This window comes from Mesorhizobium sp. WSM4836, from assembly GCF_055811815.1.
The window spans coordinates 54,831-73,814 of record NZ_JBVVQF010000017.1; the positions used below are offsets into that span (position 1 = coordinate 54,831).

The following is an 18,984-nucleotide window of genomic DNA, read 5'->3' on the forward strand; positions in this document are numbered from 1 at the left end:
CCACCCGCTACCACTATCGTGTGAGGACTGCGAAAAAAGAGCCCGAAAGGAGAAAATCTTTCCATGAGCTCAGACGTGCGATGGAAGTTTTGCTGGGAAAAAGAGTTGTAGCTGGCGACCATTTCGAGCTCTCCGGCTTCTTCCGAAAAACCTATGGACCGACTGGGGTCTTCAGCGCAAAGCCATTCGAAGGCGGCCGACACGTTTGACGGCGGTCCACTTTGCACTTCCGAAATGCTCGGTGTGCCGGCGCAAAATGGGTGCCGGCAACGTCCTTCGTCATCGACGCCTACGCCGCAGACCATCTCTATAATCCAATTGGTGTTGGTGAGTGCACAAGCGTGGTCAGGGACAATTTTCGCGACGCGGTTGGCAGAGGCATGGCGCCCCGCCCACGTCAAAAGGCATTATTAGGAAAGGAACAGAATGGCTGATCAACTCGCAACGGAAATCATTGCCACGATCAAGAACCGCCTCCAATCGGAGAGCGGCGAGGGAATGAGTGCGTCCATCATCGGCGAAATAACGACTGCCACGGAACTGACCTCGCTCGGAGTCGATTCGCTGGGTCTGGCGGATCTCCTCTGGGATGTGGAGCAGGCCTACGGCATCAAGATCGACATGAACGCGGCCGACGCCTGGTCGAATCTCCAAAATGTCGGCGACATGGTGGAAGCCGTCCGCGGTTTGCTCGCGAAGGAGGTCTGATTGGACAGGCGAGTCGTCATTACTGGGATGGGCGGACTTTGCGGCCTAGGCAACAACGCCGCCTCTATCTGGAAAGAGATGCGTGAAGGCCGCTCCGCCATCCGCCCGATGGTCACTTCCGAGCTTCATGAGATGAAGGGCACTGTCGGTACCGAGATCAAGGAGCTGCCCACGCACGACATCGGCCGCAACCAGCTCGTCTCCATGGATCGCCTCAGCTTGCTCGCTGTGCTTGCAGCGCGCGAAGCCGTGCAACACGCCGGAATTTCCTGCGACGAGGGAAATCCGTATCGCTTCGGCGCGACAGTGGGCGTCTGCGGCTGGGGCTGGGGAACGGTCGAAGAAACCTACCGCGCCCTCTATTTGGACGGCGCGAAGCGTACTGGCCTCTACGCTGCACCAAAGGGATTGCCGAGCGCCGCTGCCAGCCAGGTCAGCATGAGCCTCGGCCTGCGCGGCCCGGTCTTTGCCATCGCGTCTGCATGCGCATCAGCCAACCATGCAATGGCTTTGGCGGCGGATCAGATCAGGCTCGGCCGGGCCGACGTAATGCTTGCCGGAGGCGCCGAAGCGCCACTCGTATGCGTTCAGCTGAAGGCATGGGAAGCAATGCGCGCCCTCGCTCCGGATACTTGCCGGCCCTTCTCCGCCGACAGGAAGGGAGTGGTGATAGGTGAGGGTGCGGGCATGGCCGTGCTGGAAAGCTATGAGCATGCCGCGGCGCGCGGTGCCACAATGCTTGCCGAGATTGCAGGCATCGGCCTTTCCGGCGATGCCTTCCACATCGTCGCGCCGTCCATCGAGGGGCCGGAGGCCGCGATGCGCGCTTGCCTTGCCGACGCCGGGCTGAATGCCGAGGACGTGGATTACCTCAACGCCCACGGCACCGGCACCAAGGCCAACGACCGAACCGAGACGGCCGCGATCAAGCGCGTCTTCGAAGACTATGCCTATTCGATGTCTGTCTCGTCCACCAAGTCCATGCACGCGCATTGCCTCGGCGCGGCGAGCGCACTTGAAATGATCGCCTGCGTAATGGCGATTCAGGAGGGCATCGTGCCGCCGACCGCCAATTATCGCGAGCCAGACCCCGATTGCGATCTCGACGTCACGCCCAATGTGGCGCGCGAGCGCAAGGTGCGCGTGGCACTGAGCAACGCCTTCGCCATGGGCGGCATGAACGCAGTTCTGGCGTTCAAGCAGGTGTAGAAGCCATGCCAGATGCCTCCAGTAACTCTGTCTCTCAAATGCTTGCAACGATTGTGAAGGACGTGGCCTTGGACCGCCTCGGTGAATGCGCCAAGTGGCAGCGGAAGCTGGTCGAGCCGGGGCCCCGTTTTTACAAAATTCTCAACTGTTGAAGCGGCGTGGACGTACCGCTACCCGGAAGGTTAAGCGAGGCCCTTCGGTTCGGCTCGAGGGTTTGTCCAAAGCTTTACCCGACAATGTCTGGAGGCACGCAGGGCCGCCAGTGGCCGCTTCCATGCGAAGCCGGTCCTTAGAAAGGGAAATCGATAACAATGTTCGATCTGACCGGCCGCAAGGCGCTCGTCACCGGAGCAAGCGGTGGAATCGGCGAGGCCGTGGCGCGGGCGCTGCACGCGCAGGGCGCAACCGTCGGCCTGCACGGCACGCGTGTCGAAAAGCTCGAGGCGTTGGCTGCCGAACTTGGCGGGCGCACAAGACTGTTTCCGGCGAACCTCTCGAACCGCGACGAGGTCAAGGCGCTGGGCGCAAAGGCGGAAGCCGATCTCGAAGGCGTCGACATACTGGTCAACAATGCCGGCATCACCAAGGACGGGCTTTTTATCCGCATGTCGGACGCGGACTGGGACGCGGTCCTCGAGGTCAACCTGACCGCCATGTTCCGGCTCACACGCGAACTGACCCATTCGATGATGCGCCGCCGCAACGGCCGCATCATCAACATCACCTCCGTGTCCGGCGTAACCGGCAATCCCGGCCAGGCGAACTATTGCGCCTCAAAGGCTGGCATGATCGGCGTGTCGAAATCGCTGGCGCAGGAGATCGCGACACGCGGCGTGACGGTTAACTGCGTGGCGCCGGGCTTTATCGAATCGGCCATGACCGACAAGCTGAACGACAAGCAAAAAGAAGCGATCATGGCCGCCATTCCGGCCAGGCGCATGGGCACCGGCGTGGAAGTCGCCTCGGCTGTGGTCTACCTGGCCTCGAACGAGGCCGCCTACATCACCGGCCAGACCGTTCATGTGAACGGTGGTATGGCAATGATTTAGCGTGAAAAGTTCAGTACGCCCCGATGACGCGTATCAACAGTGGAGGAAGGTTCCCACCCAGATATTAGTCGGTTGGTTTGGCAACTGACGAGCGGGTCGGTCGGGCAACTGGCGGGGGTCCAAGCCTCGTGATCAAGGCCGCCTTGGGCGGAGGTTTAGATCAAGCTCTTTGACACGCATGTCTTTTCCTATCCATAGCGTGGATGCAATTCATCGAAACAAACGATTTTGCCTTCTGCAGAACGTCGCATAGCAAGATTTCAAAGATGTAAGCCAAAGGGTAATTATCGATGTTTGCATTGGCTCCGAGTAGTATTTTTCTGGTGTACGCCTTCCGGTGTGCTCCGAACACAACGGAGTCCCATGTTCTTTGCGGCTAGTTTCTTCGGTGATCTGCGCAAGCTACATCGACCCGGCCCGATGCGACAAGCGTCCCTATGGTAGGCGCTTCCCCAACAAAACAGCAACAAAGAAGAGGTCTTTCCATGTGCTCTGACGTGCGGTGGAGGTTGTGCTGGGAAAATGAGTTGCAACAGTCCGACCATGTCGAACTCTCCGAGTTTTTCCGAAAGACCTACGGATCGACTGGGGCCTTCAACTCAGAGCCATTCGAAGGCGGCCGTAGCTGGGCCGGTGCGAGGCCGGAGCTCCGCGCAATCAGCTACGACGCGCACGGCGTAGCGGCTCATATCGGTATACTACGCCGCTTCATCAAGGTTGACGAGGTCGAGCTCCTAGTGGCCGATCTGGGGTTGTACGGGGTGCGTGCGGATCTTGAGGGACAAGGGATCGGTCATTCAATGCGCGTTTTATATCCAATATTGCGGCAGCTTGGAGTGCCATTCGCTTTCGGCACCTTTCGGCACGCGATGCGGAACCATATGGAGAGGTTTTGCAGAGACGGCCTGGCGGCGATTGTGTCGGGCGTTCGCGTGCAGTCCACTCTTGCAGATGTGTGTCTCGACCTGCCGCCCACGCGCGTCGAGGACGTGCTCGTCGTGGTTGTGCCGATTGGACGCTCGATGAGCGATTGGCCATCCGGCACGCTGATCGTTCGGAACGGTCCGGAGCTATGAAACATCTTGAAGTGCCGGGTGATCGCGCAGAGGGCACCAAAGTCGCGGGTTTTTGCAGAGCTACTCTCGGACTGAATACGCGTTCCCATTCAAGTTTGCTGTGGATGATTAAGGCTGAATTATCATGCAAAATCTGAGCACCTGAATCGATCCGAGCGCGAGTTCCGCGCGCACGGACGTTCCGGACCTGAATCGCCGTCACCCTGAATCGAAAGGCATCGGCTATTCTAAAATCGGTGATTGAGGTTACGTAAGGCCCCGTGTTTTCCGATGTGCGGGAGCGACTCTCAGTCTCACCTTAACGCGACGAAATGAGGGGCAGCAATGGTGGCTGGCGAACTCAATGACGTGCGCGTCAAGCGTTGCGGTGGGGGATGGGTCGTTCATATTGTTGAGGACGGCAAGCTGACAGTTCTTCGGTTCAAGACACAGTCTCCCGCCGAAAATTGCGCCGATGGCCAACGAGGCAGGCTCGGCCTTGCTGCCAAACCCCCGATCGACGAACGCTGATATGTGACCGGATCAGGCGTTCGACGGCTGGTGAGCGCTTGACGCCAGCGCGAAACACTTTGCCGAAGGCCCACTTCAATGCTGCTTGCGCCCGTTCGGCTGGCCATATTCCCGATGATGGTTGGCACTGCTGCCGATGCGGAAGACGAGTATGTGGCCTGCTGATCGACACGGAGGCAAAGATCATGAAAAGCCAATCCGAGATCGAGGATGGGCGCTGTGGGTGAGCCAGCCGACGGAGATGAGATCCACCCCGGTCGGCGCGATCGCCGCGACCGTGCCGGCACCCGCGGGCCCACAGGTATCTCCCGCGCTCCGCTCCGCCGGCCGCGTGGAGGCGCTCCGCTACGCGCGGGTCCCTCCTGTGGACTCCGGGACCGAGCCACACTCCATCAACCAAGGGGGGCAGTTTTAAGTGTCGCCGAGGGGCGGAGGGGTCACTTTCGGATGTCGCTTGATACTGGATTGCGGCAAGCGCCGACAGGAAGGCTGCACCGCCTCACACCGACGCTTGATTTGTCCCAGCTATTCGCTTCGTGCGCTATGTCACGGCCCTGACACATCGGAAGTCCGACAGCCGGTTCAGAGACACTTGATCTCGATACCGTATTTCTTCAGCGCGTAGCCAATCTGGCGCGGCGTCAACCCAAGCAGGCGCGCTGCCTTTGCTTGTACCCAGCCGGATCTTTCCATGGCCGCGGTGAGACGCTCGCGATCGGTCATCTTCGCGTCGCCTACGAGGCCTACTCCAACAGGCACTGATAGTGCCTGCTCGCTGTCAACAGACGGGGCCGCGACGGCGGGCGAAGCAAAACCACCAGACGATTGCATGGCAGGGTTCAGTGGCGATGGTGCCATTGGCTCCGATTTCGGCGCTGTCTCCTTCGATGTATTCTTCCATAGCATCGCGGAAAGACATTGGCCGTGACAGCAGTCAAAGTCCTTTCTGACGATTGACGCTCCCGCTGCCAGGGTCGCTGTCCGCTGCACGCAATTTTCAAGCTCGCGGACATTTCCGGGAAAAGCACAGTTCATCAGAACTTCAGTCGCACTTGCATCGAAAGCCAGCGTACGGCCGTTCTCGTTGTTGAAATTCTTGAGAAACTCAGCGGCAAGAAGCGGAATATCACTGCGCCGTTCGCGCAACGGCGGCACCAGCAAGGGAACAACGCTGATGCGATAATAAAGGTCTGCGCGAAACTCGTTCCTTGCAACAGCGTCTTCCAGGTTCCTGTTCGTGGCGGCAATCACGCGGACGTCGACCTTAATCGTCTGGTTGCTGCCGACGCGCTCGAACTCCTGCTCCTGCAGCACGCGCAGCAGCTTTGCCTGGAACGAGGCCGAAATTTCACCGATCTCATCCAGAAACAACGTTCCCTTGTCGGCGAGCTCAAAGCGCCCCTTGCGCGAGTTGAATGCACTGGTAAAGGCACCCTTTTCGTGACCGAACAGTTCGGATTCCAGGACTGTCTCAGGGAGCGCTGCGCAATTGAGCTTGATGAACGGCCGCTTGACGCGCCCCGACAGCTCGTGAACGGCCTTGGCGACCAGCTCCTTGCCGGTCCCGGATTCGCCGCGCAGCAAAACGGTGCTGTTGGACCTGGCTACTAACGCGACCTTCTCAAGCAGCCCGCGCAGCGCCGGGCTGTCGCCAATGATGCCCTTGACGTGAGCCTTTTTTCGCTCCTGCCCAGGCTGTTTGAGCTCGCCGAATTGCGTTTGCAACCGGATTTTCTCAGCCATCAGTCGCTCGCGGTCGGACGCGAACAGGCGATGCAGCTTCACTGTCTGTCCAACCAGATTGGCGATTGTGGTAAGGAGGCGGAGGTCGTAATCGAGGAGGGAAGCTGATTTGTTGTCCAGGATGCGGTCGATGGTCAGCGTGCCCACGACGTTCGCATCGACGCGAATGGGTACGCCGATGAACGACACTTTGACGTTGTCGGACGCCCCGAGCACGTCCTTGTCGGCGGCGTTGAAGGCCGGATCCACCGCTATGTTCTCGGCGGCGAGCGCCATGCCCGTCGTTATGATCTGGTCGATCGCCGTCCGTGGCAGATGCTTCCGGTAGTGCTCATCGCTGCCTTCGCTCCACCCGGCGCCGACGGTCATGTCCGGTATGCCGGCACCGTCGAAGAGCGAGATGATGCCGTGCCGCACCTGCACCAACGATGGCAGGAGATCGACGACATTGGCCAACGTGGCTTCGAGCCCAGAGGGGGCGGTGAGTGCTTTCGATGTTTCGAAGATGTCTGGCGCCCTCTCGCGCAACGGCACTATATGGACCACGTGATTGGCCTCGCACTTTGAATTAGGCTTCTTCATTTTTGGAAGCGATATGCAGCGTGACGAGACCTGCCTGGCACTTTGCTCGGAGTTGCGGGTATCGTGTTAGATGTGATCATCCATCTCGCGCCATGCATTCGTGGGCGTCTTCGCTCCGAGGGCCGCTGCATAATCGACGAGTTTGCTCGCCTCGGCCTGGCACGCGGGGATTCATTGGAGCACGAAAAGGCGTTGATAAAGATAGTCGTGACGATTGATTCGCCAGCGAGACAGACGTCTGCAGCCGGCTTTTCGCCAGCAATGAGATTGCCGCCGAGATGATCGTTAATGTCGATGCCAGTCACGCCCGGGCCGCGGGCAAGTGCGGCCCTGGCAAGTTGGGGCGCCGTCATGCGGTCGATCGCAAAGCGGAGCGATGCTTGACGCATGGCTTTCCTTTCTTTTCCGTGAAGTGCGGGTCGTCGTTCTCGGCTGACTGGCTTCCGCCGCGCAGCAATCATTCGTTGTTAAACGAGAGCGGAATAGGGGAGGTGAGTCAACCAAACTCCCACTGCTTTTCTTTCATCGATGAAACGAAATTAGACTCTCATGATAGTATTTTATCAGTTCTCAGATGTTTTCCGGCAGATAGGTCTCAAACGGCAGAAAAGTCTGCCCAAGCGTCTCCGAAGTGCCGACAGTGATGGCCTCGGCCATCAGCGTCATCAGTTCCTGGCAAAGCCGGCGCTGGGGCGTGGCGACCGACATCGTGATCATGCCATCTGCGAGTGCTGCCCGTGACTCCGGCGTGATCTCGTTAACGATCGCGACGAGACCCCGGCGTTCGCCTTCTTCACGGAGCGCGGAGATCGCTCCCTCCATACCTCCGCCGGCCACATAGAAGCCGGTGAGTTCGGGTTCCCGTTGCATGAGATCCAGCGTGGCCTCGTAGGTGATCTGCCGTGCCTCAAGGTTCACGAGCGGATCGAGCAGCTCGAATGTCGGTGCATTCTCACGGAAATAGGAGCGAAAGCCGACCTCCCGCAGCTCCTGGCCCTGAAAACGGTGGCTGCCGACAAAAACCGCCACCTTGCCGGGCCGTCTTGCGACCTTTGAAAGCATCCACGCTGTCGTCCGCCCGACCTTGCGATTGTCGAGGCCGATGTAGCCCTCACGAACACCTTCGGCGAAATCGGAGAGCAGCGAGAAAACGGGGATGCCTTTTGCCTTGAGTTCTTGGACGGCTGCCGTGATCGCCGGATGGTCCGGCGCCACCATGGCGATCGCGTGGCAGCGCGCGCCGAATTTCTTGAGCAGTGGAATAAGGTCGCACGGCATGTGGGATGGCGCGAATTCGATGAGCGGAGTGCCATGGAAGCATGTCGCCGCGTTGACCGCTGTTTCGACCTCACGCGCGAAGCCCTGGTAGAAGTGGTGAGTCGGTTTTCTCAGGATGAAGCCAAGCCGATAGTGCGGTAGGTCCCGCTGCAGGCGCTGCTTGATAAGACCTGCGGCGTGATATCCGATGGCCTGTGCCGCCGCTAAGACCCGATGCGCAGTCTCCTCCCGCACCGGATGACGAGCATTCAGAACTCGGTCAACGGTGGCAACACCGACCCCGGCTTCCCGGGCGATATCAGCAATTGTGGGTCGCTTCGCCATTGTCGGAGTCTGATTAAAACGACATCAGGAAGAAACCCGGTAATGATAAGTTTCAGTAAAATCTATCATTCCTGCATCAATCCTGTTCGCTATCGGAATTCTTGTCGTGGCGCGGTGCGAGGTAGAAGCCGAAACGTGGACCACGCGCCTTCCGACCGTTTTCGACATCATCGATGCCCATAGATCATTGATTCCACTACGCCAACATCGCTTGGTTGCGTAGAACGTGGGCGAATTGTTCAGCCGGGCCGACGAGAGCTGATCGTGGTGGGGTCCGATCGTGCTCCGCGGTCGGTTCCACCAACCGTCGCAATCTTCGTAAGCATTAAGCGCATCATCGATGACTTGTGTGTCGTGACTGGTGCGAGACCTTCGCAAGGCGCACATGATTCTGTACTCACTACATTTCGGGATTTTATCTGCCCGCGAGAGGCCGTTTGGAGCCCGCGGCTCGATTGTCCGACGTCTGCGAGCAGCCGGGCGATTCAACCGGTAACGATGCTGCCGACTTGCTCGGCGCGGGCGCTATTGATGGCTGGCCGGTTGATGTCTCGGCAGGCTGGTGGCCGCAGAAGGCAGCTTCCAATTGCGCCTGATCCAATTCGCCTTCCCAGCGGGCGACGACGAGCGATGCCACCGCGTTACCGACTAAATTCGTCAGTGCCCTGCATTCCGACATGAAGCGATCGACGCCAAGGATCAGCGCCATTCCAGCAACCGGAACGGCCGGCACTACGGAGAGCGTAGCGGCCAACGTGATGAAGCCGGCACCTGTGACACCTGCTGCACCCTTTGAGGAAAGCATCGCGACGAGCAGCAGAAGGACCTGATCGCTAACTGACAAATCGGTATTCGTCGCCTGCGCGATGAAAAGGGCCGCGAGGGTCATGTAGATATTGGTGCCATCCAGATTGAAGGAATACCCGGTCGGGACGACGAGGCCCACGACCGAGCGCTTGGCGCCTGCCTTTTCCATTTTCTCCATCAGAGAGGGCAACGCGGCCTCGGAGGAGGACGTTCCGAGGACCAGCAGCAGCTCTTCCTTGATGTAGCGGATCAGAGAAAAGATCGAGAAGCCGTTGTAGCGACAGACTGCACCGAGAACCCCGAACACGAAGAGCAGGGCGGTGACATAGAAGGTCCCGACCAGCATCGCAAGGTTGGCCACCGAGCCGATGCCATATTTGCCAATCGTGAAGGCCATTGCTCCGAAAGCGCCTAACGGCGCGGCTTTCATCAGGATGCTGACCAATTTGAAAACGGGTGCAGTGAGGTCCTGAAGGAAGGAAACAACCGACTTGCCCCTTTCTCCTACCATCCCCAGCGCGATGCCGAAGAGGACGGAGAAGAACAACACCTGTAGAATGTCGCCTTCCACAAAGGCGCCGACGATCGTGGTCGGGATCATGTTCATCAGGAAGCCGGTCACGGACTGCTCGTGGGCCTTTGAGGCATAGCCATTGACGGCCTGGACGTCGAGCGAGGTCGGATCGATGTTGAGGCCGGCGCCAGGCTGAATAACATTACCGACGATGAGCCCGACGATAAGCGCGAGCGTCGAGAAGGTGAAGAAATAGACCATCGCCTTGCCGGCAACACGGCCGACCTTCTGAAGATCGCTCATGCCGGCAATCCCAGTCGCCACGGTCAGAAAAATAACGGGCGCGATGATCATCTTGACGAGCTTGATGAAGGCATCGCCGAGCGGCTTCAGGTTTTCTCCGATTTGCGGATAAAAATGGCCAACTGCAACTCCGAGAATGATTGCGACAAGCACCTGTACGTAAGGCTTGGCACAAAAGGTCTTGCGGCGTGCGCGGTTTGCGCTGGGGGCCAGCGGGGTCAACATGTAAGTTTCCTCTCCCTGACCGGTTTGGGGCGGGCTCTTCCTCTCTTCCCGCGGCTTCTCCCATCGCGGCGCTCCGGTCGAACGCTGCTGCGTTCTTGGCGCAAGAGCCGTGCCAAGCCAAGAAAACCTCGAAATCGCCGGGATCTCAGGTACTTTCTACAATTGCGCAGCAAGATTGTGTGGTTTTCCGCACGGATCGCTTTCCCTTCTGGCGGAATTCCGCACTATGGTTCGTTAATGGTCGGTCTGAAGAATGCGATGGCAGAAGAAGACATTGGCAAGGGCGCCTTCCAGCGCGCCCTCTCTGGCTTGCAATTCTTTGTGCGGTCGCTCTGCTCGTCGTCTTTGCAACGGGCCGCATCGCCGGCACCAGAGCGGATGCCCTGCGCGACCGTGCTCTTGCCGGGTTCCCGCTTGCAGCCGACCAGTTTGAAAGGGAAGGTCGAGAAGCAGGGAGTGATTCCGCTGGTCCTCCCACGCGACGATGCGGTTCAGGAGATGCTTCGCAGTCCGAGCACCTGCCAACGAAGCCGCGCTTGATGACAAGCTTCGCGCCATCGCGCGCCATGCCGGTTTCTTAAACGTTAGGGCATAGCGGCTGCTGCGAGCAATGCCGGCGAGCCGACCAGTTTCGTCGGCAGTGTTTACCGGTTTCGCCACCACTTCACCGAGGCGGTGGCGGATAGCGCGGCGATGCAACATACGCTCGGCACCGGTTAGCGCGGCCTGGGCCCTATCTGTCGAGCCGGTTCGATGGGCCGGAGGGGCCGCTCGGTGTGATTGTGGTGAAGGTGTAGCTCGACCGGGTCGAGTCGCGTTGGCTGGAGTGCGGCTCCGTGGTGTTCACGAGCGATGAGCGCGGCGTGGTTCTGGCCATGAGCGTGTCCCAATGGCGTTTTGGCGCTCTCTCACCGCTTTCCAAAAAAGGGGGACTCAAACCGCTCGCGATCATCTACAGTTACCGGGCGCAACTTTCCGAGGCGGTGCCACTTTTCCCGCCGCGGCGGCAACCTGGTGACCGCAAGTCCTGAGAGTCGATCAGCCGGTTTCGTTGCGGTTTCGGAGAACTCGGCAAAGCAGTTCCGGGCTGGCGCATGTCGTTCACGCCAACACCGAAATCTCCTCGACGGTCATGACAGCCCGCTGACTACGCTGCTTGCCCTCGTTCTCGTGGGATTCTTCGCTTTCATCATTGTCCGACGGCGGGCGATCCGGCAGCGGCGAAGTGCTTGTGCTCCTGAATGCGGAACTGGAGCATCGCCTTGAACTGCGCACGGCGGAGTTCCAGCGCTCGAACGAAGCGCTCGCCGGTGAGATCGGCGAGCGAGAGAACGCCGACGCAAGAGTGCGCCGCTTGCGCGATAAACTCTGCCGGGCGAACCGCTTGTCAATCCTGGGACGGATAACGGCGCGGTCGGCCGGCCTGCCGCCGAGCGCCAGCCCAAGTGGTGAACGGTCCGGCGAGTCTCTCCGCGACAGCCCCGTCCTTAAACCGTTCGGCAAATATCCGTTTTCGGCGGAGGGGTGTACTACAGACGAAGCGTCTTGGGACAAGCTCAATCTTCTTGGCCGCACACGGAGGACATCATCGGGATCGTCGTCGCGGCCGCGCTCATGGCCGGCTGACTTGGGTCATGCTGCGTGCTGCCGCCGTAAGGTTCCCCTGGGATTAGCAGTGACGCGCAACGTTCAGGTCAACGCGCTGGAACCCATGTCATTAACCATCCATGGCGTGGATGCGTTTCATCGAAACAGACGATTTTACGGATGTTGCGGCACGTTGCATAGAATGAATTCAAAGGATGTAAGCCGTTAGGGAAAGTCGTTGATGTTTGCGTTGGCTCCGAAGAGCATTTTCTGGTGTGCGCCGAATTCCAGCCTAGGCGCGCGTCCATCGCGGCCAGGCACTTCCTCGATCGACGCAAGCTACATCGCATCGGCGCAGCACGACAAGCTCCCCCGAATGCGCAGGCGCTTGCCTCAAAGGCAGCAGCAAAGCTGAGGTTTGTGGTGTTTTGGAAAAAGGCAATTTAGATGCTTGTTGATGGCTCAAGGATGGATCGGTTCGTTGTTTCTCGACGGCGCGAGGGTCTCGGTGATTGCCTGTGGTCTCTCGCGTCGGCATGGGAATACGCACATCGGACGGGACGGGCTTTAGCAATAGATTGGCGCGGCTCTTGTTACCTCGACAATCCGTTTGCGAATGCCTTTCCGGCTTTCTTCAAGCCAATTGAAGAGATCGGTGGTGTACGGGTCATTTGCGGTGACGAGATCAACCACGTCTCATTCCCCGGTCCCTTCTTCCCGTCGTGGTGGAACAAGCCATCCATCGACTGCGTGTACCGTCCGGATGAACAGATTTTCCAAGAACGCGACGAGCTTAAGGATCTTTTTCAGGGCCAAGATGATTGTGAAGCCAACACGGTAGTGTGTGATGCTTGCTTGATGTGGCGCTGCGATGAGCAAGCCGAGCGAATGATATTTCGGAGCATCAGACCGAGGGCCGAAATTGAGGATCGGATTGAAGCGCTCTACCAGGAACACTTTGCCGGGCACAGCATAATTGGGGTCCATGTCCGCCACGGCAACGGCGGAGAGATTATGGATCACGCACCTTACTGGGCTGATCCAAAGGTTGCCTTAGAGCAGGTATGCACTGCCATTCGCATGGCCAAAGCGCAACCGCATCCAAGGCCTGTAAGGGTGTTCTTGTGTACAGACAGCGCCCAGGTTGTTGATCACTTGTCGGGCGTATTTCCCGAACTTTTCACCGTCCCAAAACGCTTCAAAGCGGATCAGGCCGGCCCCTTAAACAGTGCAGCACTGGGCACTGACGGGGGTGTTTCCGCTCTCGTTGATATGTACCTCCTCGGTAGATGCGACACTGTAATTCGCTTTCCTCCGACTAGCGCCTTCTCCCGCTATGCCCGCCTCTTCGCGCCACGAATTATCGAATTCGATTTGAATGACCCGCGTCGTTTGATCTTGATTGATAACTCTTTCGACCGTTCCCCGACCCCATGAAGGGGTTGGCATCCGGCTCGAACTCTCCCTTGCCTTCGCGCAGAGGCCCCGTTCGCCCTGCCCAATGCGCCCCTTTCTCGCCACGCAATCCCGCCGCAGGCGAGCATTTTCTTCGGCGCGTCAAAATCAAAAGGATTCAAGCTTGTCAAAGAGAAAAGTCGCTTTAATCACCGGGGTCACGGGGCAAGATGGTTCCTACCTCGCAGAATTGCTTTTGGAAAAGGGCTATTCTGTGCATGGGATAAAAAGACGATCGTCTCTTTTCAATACGGGCCGTATAGACCATCTCTATCATGATCCTCATGAAAGTGGCGTTGATCTTACACTTCACCACGGGGACTTGACAGACTCGTCCAGCCTTACGCGCGTCATCCAACTGGTTCAGCCGGACGAAATTTACAATCTGGCAGCTCAGAGCCACGTTGCAGTTTCCTTTGAACAACCAGAATACACCGCGAACTCGGTCGCGTTGGGTGCGCTGCGTATCCTCGAGGCAATTCGGATCCTGGGGCTCGTCGAGCATACGCGCTACTACCAAGCCTCGACGTCTGAGCTCTACGGGCTGGTGCGGGAAACGCCACAGACCGAGACGACACCGTTCTACCCCCGATCACCCTACGCTGTTGCCAAATTGTATGCTCACTGGATCACCGTAAATTATCGAGAAGCTTACAATTTGTACGCATGTAACGGCATTTTATTTAATCATGAGTCACCCGTGCGCGGAGAAACATTTATAACGCGAAAAATCACGCGCGCCCTGGCTCGGATTAAGCTTGGAATGCAGCCGACTCTATTCTTGGGAAACCTTAATGCTCGGCGCGATTGGGGGCACGCTCGAGACTACGTCCAGATGCAGTGGTTGATGCTTCAGCAGGAGCAAGCTGAAGACTTTGTGATCGCTAGCGGTGAGCAACATTCGGTGCGCGAATTTGTCACCGTCGCGGCCGCTGAACTCGGCATTGGTGTTCGTTGGGTTGGGGAAGGGGTCGACGAAGAGGGGTACGATGCAAAGACGGGAGCTTTGATCGTAAAAGTAGATCCCCGTTATTTTCGTCCTGCAGAAGTCGAGACACTTCTCGGCGATGCCCGGAAGGCCAAAGAAAAACTTGGGTGGGAGCCAAAAATCTCCTTCATTGAATTGGTTAGGGAGATGGTTCGGGAAGATTTGCGCATGGCAGAGCGCGACGCATTGCTGATGGCGCAGGGTTATTATTCATACAGTCCACGAGAGTTATGATGACAACGGCGGCGCCATGCTGGCTTGTTGTCAGCGTTACGGTTGCGTTCTTAAGGAGCGTCCATAGCGTTATCACATGGGAAACAAAAAGATGAAGAAAGTCTATGTAGCAGGCCATCGCGGCCTTGTTGGATCCGCCACAATGAGTGCCCTCGAGGCGTTAGGATCCTATGAGATAATAACACGTACTCACGACCAACTGGATTTATTTGACCGGAGCGAGACGCGCAGGTTCTTCATGTCGCAGCGGCCTGATTACGTCGTTATGTGCGCCGCAAAGGTTGGTGGTATAGTGGCGAACGCTAGCTCCCCCGTCGATTTCCTTCATAACAACCTGGCGATTCAACTCAGTGTTTTTGATGCCGCTTACGCTTCCGGCGTCGAACGGATGATTTTTCTTGGCTCCTCGTGTATCTATCCACGCGACTGCCCGCAGCCGATACGGGAGGAATACCTTCTAACCGGTCCGCTTGAAGCGACGAATCGTCCCTACGCTTTGGCAAAAATCGCCGGAGTCGAAGCATGTTGGTCTTTTAACCGGCAGTACCAGACGCGCTATCTCGCGTTGATGTCGACCAGCTTATATGGTCCCGGCGATAATTATCAGCCCGAAAATTCCCACGTTCTGCCTGCTCTAATACGCCGTTTTCATCAAGCTAAAATAAACGGCGACTCCTCGGTTGAGGTCTGGGGATCCGGAAAGCCTCGGCGAGAGTTTATGTATTCGTCGGATGTAGGCGATGCCATTGCGTTCCTACTTGGCCTGCCAGATTCGGCTTTTGACGCCTTGACAGCCCCCGACACCGCGCCCCTGATTAATGTTGGCGTTGGCGAGGATGTCACAATTCGCGAGGTGGCGGAACTCGTCAAGGCGGCGGTCGGCTGGGAGGGCAATCTGGTATTCGACACGACGAAGCCAGACGGTACTCCGCGCAAGTTACTGGACGTAACGCGTTTGCATAAGCTTGGCTGGAAAGCCAAAACGTCTCTTGGTGCCGGGTTGCAAGCGATGTATGAGGATTTTCTTCGCCTTCATGGGGCTTGATGTGGATGCGCGCATCCTGGTTGGACTGCGTGTCCGACCGGATGCAAGTTTGTTCAGTCAGCCCAAACAGAAGAGAGGGACGCATACATGCGGCGTGCTGTGCCCCGAAGATGGAATTCGAGACGAGCTTGCCCTGATCCTCAATGCAAAGCAGGTCGTAGCCATAGGAACAGTGCGCGGCGGCGATGTCGAAATCCGCCCAATTTGGCCATAAGCTTGGGCAGGACGCTCAGAAAGGCCGCTTGCGTCGCGTGATTGCGTGGGCTGGCAGGCCGATGGAGGCAACCTCAGCCGCGATCAGTCGGCTGACCAGTTTCCCCAATGCGTAAATCTTGACCCGGCCGGAACGATCGGCGGGGGTGATCGGAAAAGCAGACAGGCCGTTTGCGAAAAATCATGGTTCAATTCCTCGATCGGTGGGGGCGAAACCCGGCCAGTAGTGGCCGTCAGGCGTCGGCCGCTTGCCGAAGATGGCCTGACCGACGCGCACGACAGTGGCGCCTTCCTCGATGGCTTCCTCGAAGTCTCCGGTCATGCCCATGGAGAGCCCGGTCAGCGCGGCGTTGTGCTTCACGGCTTTGTCCCGCAGCCGGCGCAGCAGAATGAAGCAAGGCCGCACCTTGGCCATGTCGGAGGAAAACAGCGCAAGCGTCATCAACCCGCATGGCCGGAGGCGGGGAAGCTGATCGAGCGTCTCCACGAAGGGCAGCAGTGCGTTCGGATGGAGGCCGAACTTGCTGTCTTCGCCAGACGTGTTGACCTGCACATAGACGTCGAGGAAGCGATCTTCGCGCTCCAGCCGCGTGTTCTGAAGGTCGGCGAGCCGCAGGCTGTCGAGCGCATGAAACTCACGCGCGAAGCGGGTCAGATATTTGGCGTTGTTGGTCTGCAGATGTCCGACGATGCTCCAGTCGATGGCGAGATCGTGAAGCGCCTCGCACTTTGACATTGCCTCCTGGATCTTGTTCTCGCCGAAGGTGCTGATGCCGACGTCGAAGGCATATCGCAGGATATGGGCCGGCACCGTCTTGGTGATCGGCAGCAACCGCACGGAGGCTCGGTGGCGCCCGGCCCGTGCGCAAGCAAGCGTGATGCGCTCTTCAACCGACGCCAGATTGGTGCGGAAGCGGGTAAGGGGATCAGGTCCGAAGCGTTCGACGTCCTCCGGCGAAAGCGGCGCATTGTTCGTGCCCATTGTGATCTGCCCCTTCACCGCACGGTGACCAGATAGCCGCCGGCTTGCGTGTCCGCTCGCGCGCTAAGGCCTAGGATTCGAAGGCGATCATAATGCGCTGCCGTCCGTAGGCGACCGACCAGTGTCATCATTGGTCAGTATCAAGCCACATTGAAAGACTGAGCACTCCTGCTGACTTTGTCATTTGGCGTTCTCAGCAGATGCGACAGGTTCCGACCAATTTATGTTTGCTTACCATTCCCAGCGTTTTGGGGGTGCTAAGAGCCTATGAATTTCTTTGAAGAATCTGTTGCAACGCCTGGACGCGGATAGGCGGAGTGCTGATCAGGCAGCGAGACTTGCGAACTGCTTGGGCCAGGAGGTATTCGGACTGGAAGCGTATCTCGCTTGTCGTTTGTCAAACCCCAGGATGCAGGGCTGCTGCCGCTCGTTCGCCCTTTGGTCGACGAGCACCACCTATGGCTATCGCCGCATCACCGCATTACCGCGCCAGCGCTCAGAATGCGCTTCCCGAGGGAGTTCATTCGGGCACAAACCCACTAGGAGCGTGTGGGCTGGTAGTCGGCAAGTGGTTTGTCGCCGCCAAGCTCTTCAGGTGCGCTCAATCCCGCCTCGGCACCCGCCGCCTCGGCAATGGACGCGGCGCGGTTGATTGACACCAGCCGCCCGTGGGGCAGGCGAGCGTCAGACGCTCCTCCAGACGCTGCCGACGCTCCCCGTTCGTGCATTTTAGGCGCTCTTCCACATCCGTGAAAAGCGATCAACCGTCGTAGCCTTGCGTCTGCAAAGCCCCAAGCTGTTGCGCAGCGCGTCATCCCTGACGCTCTGGAATGGCAGTGGCACGACCGCTTAATGCGGTGAGCACGCTTGGCCTAAGCTCAATTGGCATCGACCGCAACCCGGTCCTGATCATCGTGCCGCGCGCACGGCTTTTGCCCCCAAGTGAACCGATCAGCTGCGACCGCTCGCCGCGACAATACTTCAGTATGCGCGTTCCGCACCGCCGACCTTGGCGCCAGACGATGCTCTGCTCGGCTGGTTCGAGCTCGTCGCCGCCGTGTTTAGCCGCAGCATCGAACAGCATATCCGCTGCAGCTGGAATGAAACCGTCGCAGCTTTTTCAGCGCTGGCTCGAAACAGTAGCGCCTCTCGGAGTTCTTGAAAAACCCGGAAGTCAATTGCCCGTTTTACCTTTTCGGCAATTGCTGTTGAGACCCTGGGAATGGCTCAAACGATCGCCCTTTTGGCTTCATGCAATGTCTCGCCCAGTCCGACGAGACGGGCAACGGCTTGACCCGTCGGCATGTCAATGACCGTGATTGCGCTTTCCGCAAGGAAGCGACGCTCGTTCCTGGTCAGCGTTGCTGTATCGATTGCCGCAAAATGTGGGCCATTGGAGCGCTTCATGATCTGTCGGGCATAGGTGCGCAGCATCTGATCGTTGAAGCGGCAGCCGAGGAAGAAAAGACCACGGCTGGCTCGCCGTTCCTTCACCAGGTCAGGGATCGGCGTCTGGATGTCGATTTCGCTCAGCACTTCAACGTAGTCGGAATCTGCGACGAGGAAGTTTGCGGCCGGCCTGGCACCGCCGTGGGGGGCGTAAAGAACCGTCTTCGCCGCTGGTGCGGATTCGAGTAATATCCCGGACAAATCGTAGGCTTTCGTCCAAATTTCGCCGATCTCGAGCGCTCGAGAGACGCCCTGTATTTCGACGACGTCCGTTCGGCGGGTCTGTATTAAGGCCGCGCGCATGGCACCGTCGTACCAACTGTCGACGATCACCGAGAGCGGCAGCGTTGCTAGCCAGGCATGCAAGATGGTCGGCACCACCGGGGCCGCGAATATTTCGGCCATCCAAACTTGAAGCGTCCGGCGGTGCCGGCGCTGTTCGATATACTGCGCAACCGACCACATGTTGGTGCGAATTTTCGAAGGGGCCGGCGTCCGCTTGTTGAGCGCTGCGGCAACGGCTTCGGGGGTATGCGGTACAAGCGGTTCCGCGGAGCTGATCTCAAGCAGACCCGGGCCGAGATAGGGGATGACCTCATCGGCCGCGAGCGCTTTCTTCAAAAGGTCAAGCTGCCTTTCGGCAAAACTGTCCCGAATGACGACGAGATGGCCCGAGGTCATTGTGTTCATGCTCGTATCCCTT

At 58.5% G+C, this 18,984-nt stretch carries 16 protein-coding genes and 3 pseudogenes; 12 read left to right on the forward strand and 7 right to left on the reverse strand.

Annotated features, from left to right (window positions below; all coding sequences use genetic code 11):
* Positions 1–63: 63 nt before the first annotated feature.
* The 6 genes and pseudogenes from AC0L2P_RS20025 to AC0L2P_RS20050 all read left to right on the forward strand — a co-directional run.
* Positions 64–200: pseudogene (locus tag AC0L2P_RS20025) on the forward strand (acyltransferase); the annotation flags it as partial.
* Between the two features lie 226 nt (positions 201–426).
* Positions 427–708 (forward strand): acyl carrier protein, encoded by a 282-nt coding sequence (locus AC0L2P_RS20030; protein WP_473503279.1) that lies wholly within the window; start codon positions 427–429, stop codon positions 706–708.
* Complete coding sequence (locus tag AC0L2P_RS20035) at positions 709–1,917, forward strand: beta-ketoacyl-[acyl-carrier-protein] synthase family protein (protein WP_473503281.1); 1,209 nt, start codon at positions 709–711, stop codon at positions 1,915–1,917.
* Between the two features lie 311 nt (positions 1,918–2,228).
* Positions 2,229–2,966: a 3-oxoacyl-[acyl-carrier-protein] reductase gene (gene fabG / locus AC0L2P_RS20040; protein WP_473503283.1), complete on the forward strand. Its 738-nt coding sequence runs from the start codon at positions 2,229–2,231 to the stop codon at positions 2,964–2,966.
* Positions 2,967–3,451: 485 nt separating this feature from the next.
* Positions 3,452–4,042: a NodA family N-acyltransferase gene (locus AC0L2P_RS20045; protein ID WP_473503285.1), complete on the forward strand. Its 591-nt coding sequence runs from the start codon at positions 3,452–3,454 to the stop codon at positions 4,040–4,042.
* Between the two features lie 324 nt (positions 4,043–4,366).
* A complete protein-coding gene (locus tag AC0L2P_RS20050) occupies positions 4,367–4,552 on the forward strand; it encodes a hypothetical protein (RefSeq protein WP_473503287.1) in 186 nt (61 codons plus the stop codon).
* Positions 4,553–4,740: 188 nt separating this feature from the next.
* On the opposite strand, the pseudogene AC0L2P_RS20055 reads toward AC0L2P_RS20050, so the two are convergent.
* The 4 genes and pseudogenes from AC0L2P_RS20055 to AC0L2P_RS20070 form a co-directional block, all read right to left on the reverse strand.
* Positions 4,741–4,831, reverse strand: a pseudogene (locus tag AC0L2P_RS20055) (carboxylating nicotinate-nucleotide diphosphorylase); the annotation flags it as partial.
* A 303-nt stretch (positions 4,832–5,134) separates the two neighbouring features.
* On the reverse strand, positions 5,135–6,877 hold the full coding sequence (nifA, locus tag AC0L2P_RS20060; protein ID WP_473503289.1) for a nif-specific transcriptional activator NifA: 1,743 nt from the start codon (positions 6,875–6,877) through the stop codon (positions 5,135–5,137).
* Between the two features lie 570 nt (positions 6,878–7,447).
* A complete protein-coding gene (locus AC0L2P_RS20065) occupies positions 7,448–8,479 on the reverse strand; it encodes a LacI family DNA-binding transcriptional regulator (RefSeq protein ID WP_473503291.1) in 1,032 nt (343 codons plus the stop codon).
* A 415-nt stretch (positions 8,480–8,894) separates the two neighbouring features.
* Positions 8,895–10,328 (reverse strand): dicarboxylate/amino acid:cation symporter, encoded by a 1,434-nt coding sequence (locus tag AC0L2P_RS20070; RefSeq protein WP_473503293.1) that lies wholly within the window; start codon positions 10,326–10,328, stop codon positions 8,895–8,897.
* A gap of 162 nt (positions 10,329–10,490) precedes the next feature.
* On the opposite strand from AC0L2P_RS20070, the gene AC0L2P_RS20075 reads away from it, so the two are divergent.
* The 6 genes from AC0L2P_RS20075 to AC0L2P_RS20100 all read left to right on the forward strand — a co-directional run bounded on the left by AC0L2P_RS20075 (position 10,491) and on the right by AC0L2P_RS20100 (position 15,637).
* The gene (locus AC0L2P_RS20075) at positions 10,491–10,868 is read left to right on the forward strand and encodes a hypothetical protein (RefSeq protein ID WP_473503295.1); all 378 of its coding nucleotides are present in this window, start codon (positions 10,491–10,493) and stop codon (positions 10,866–10,868) included.
* 296 nt (positions 10,869–11,164) lie between these two features.
* The gene (locus AC0L2P_RS20080; protein WP_473503297.1) at positions 11,165–11,359 is read left to right on the forward strand and encodes a hypothetical protein; all 195 of its coding nucleotides are present in this window, start codon (positions 11,165–11,167) and stop codon (positions 11,357–11,359) included.
* Positions 11,360–11,553: 194 nt separating this feature from the next.
* Positions 11,554–12,144 (forward strand): hypothetical protein, encoded by a 591-nt coding sequence (locus tag AC0L2P_RS20085; RefSeq protein ID WP_473503299.1) that lies wholly within the window; start codon positions 11,554–11,556, stop codon positions 12,142–12,144.
* Positions 12,145–12,362: 218 nt separating this feature from the next.
* Positions 12,363–13,352 carry a nodulation protein NodZ gene (locus AC0L2P_RS20090; RefSeq protein ID WP_473503300.1) on the forward strand — a complete coding sequence of 330 codons (990 nt, stop codon included), beginning with the start codon at positions 12,363–12,365 and terminating at the stop codon, positions 13,350–13,352.
* A 142-nt stretch (positions 13,353–13,494) separates the two neighbouring features.
* Positions 13,495–14,592, forward strand: coding sequence for a GDP-mannose 4,6-dehydratase (gene gmd, locus AC0L2P_RS20095; protein WP_473503302.1), 1,098 nt, complete (start codon positions 13,495–13,497; stop codon positions 14,590–14,592).
* 91 nt (positions 14,593–14,683) lie between these two features.
* Positions 14,684–15,637 (forward strand): GDP-L-fucose synthase family protein, encoded by a 954-nt coding sequence (locus AC0L2P_RS20100; RefSeq protein ID WP_473503304.1) that lies wholly within the window; start codon positions 14,684–14,686, stop codon positions 15,635–15,637.
* A gap of 268 nt (positions 15,638–15,905) precedes the next feature.
* On the opposite strand, the pseudogene AC0L2P_RS20105 reads toward AC0L2P_RS20100, so the two are convergent.
* The 3 genes and pseudogenes from AC0L2P_RS20105 to AC0L2P_RS20115 all read right to left on the reverse strand — a co-directional run.
* A pseudogene (locus tag AC0L2P_RS20105) lies at positions 15,906–16,016 on the reverse strand (dihydrodipicolinate synthase family protein); the annotation flags it as partial.
* A 15-nt stretch (positions 16,017–16,031) separates the two neighbouring features.
* Entirely contained in the window at positions 16,032–16,832 is an 801-nt protein-coding gene (locus tag AC0L2P_RS20110) for a YggS family pyridoxal phosphate-dependent enzyme (protein WP_473503306.1), read from the reverse strand.
* A 1,227-nt stretch (positions 16,833–18,059) separates the two neighbouring features.
* Positions 18,060–18,971 (reverse strand): SIR2 family protein, encoded by a 912-nt coding sequence (locus tag AC0L2P_RS20115; protein ID WP_473503308.1) that lies wholly within the window; start codon positions 18,969–18,971, stop codon positions 18,060–18,062.
* Between the last annotated feature and the right edge of the window lie 13 nt (positions 18,972–18,984).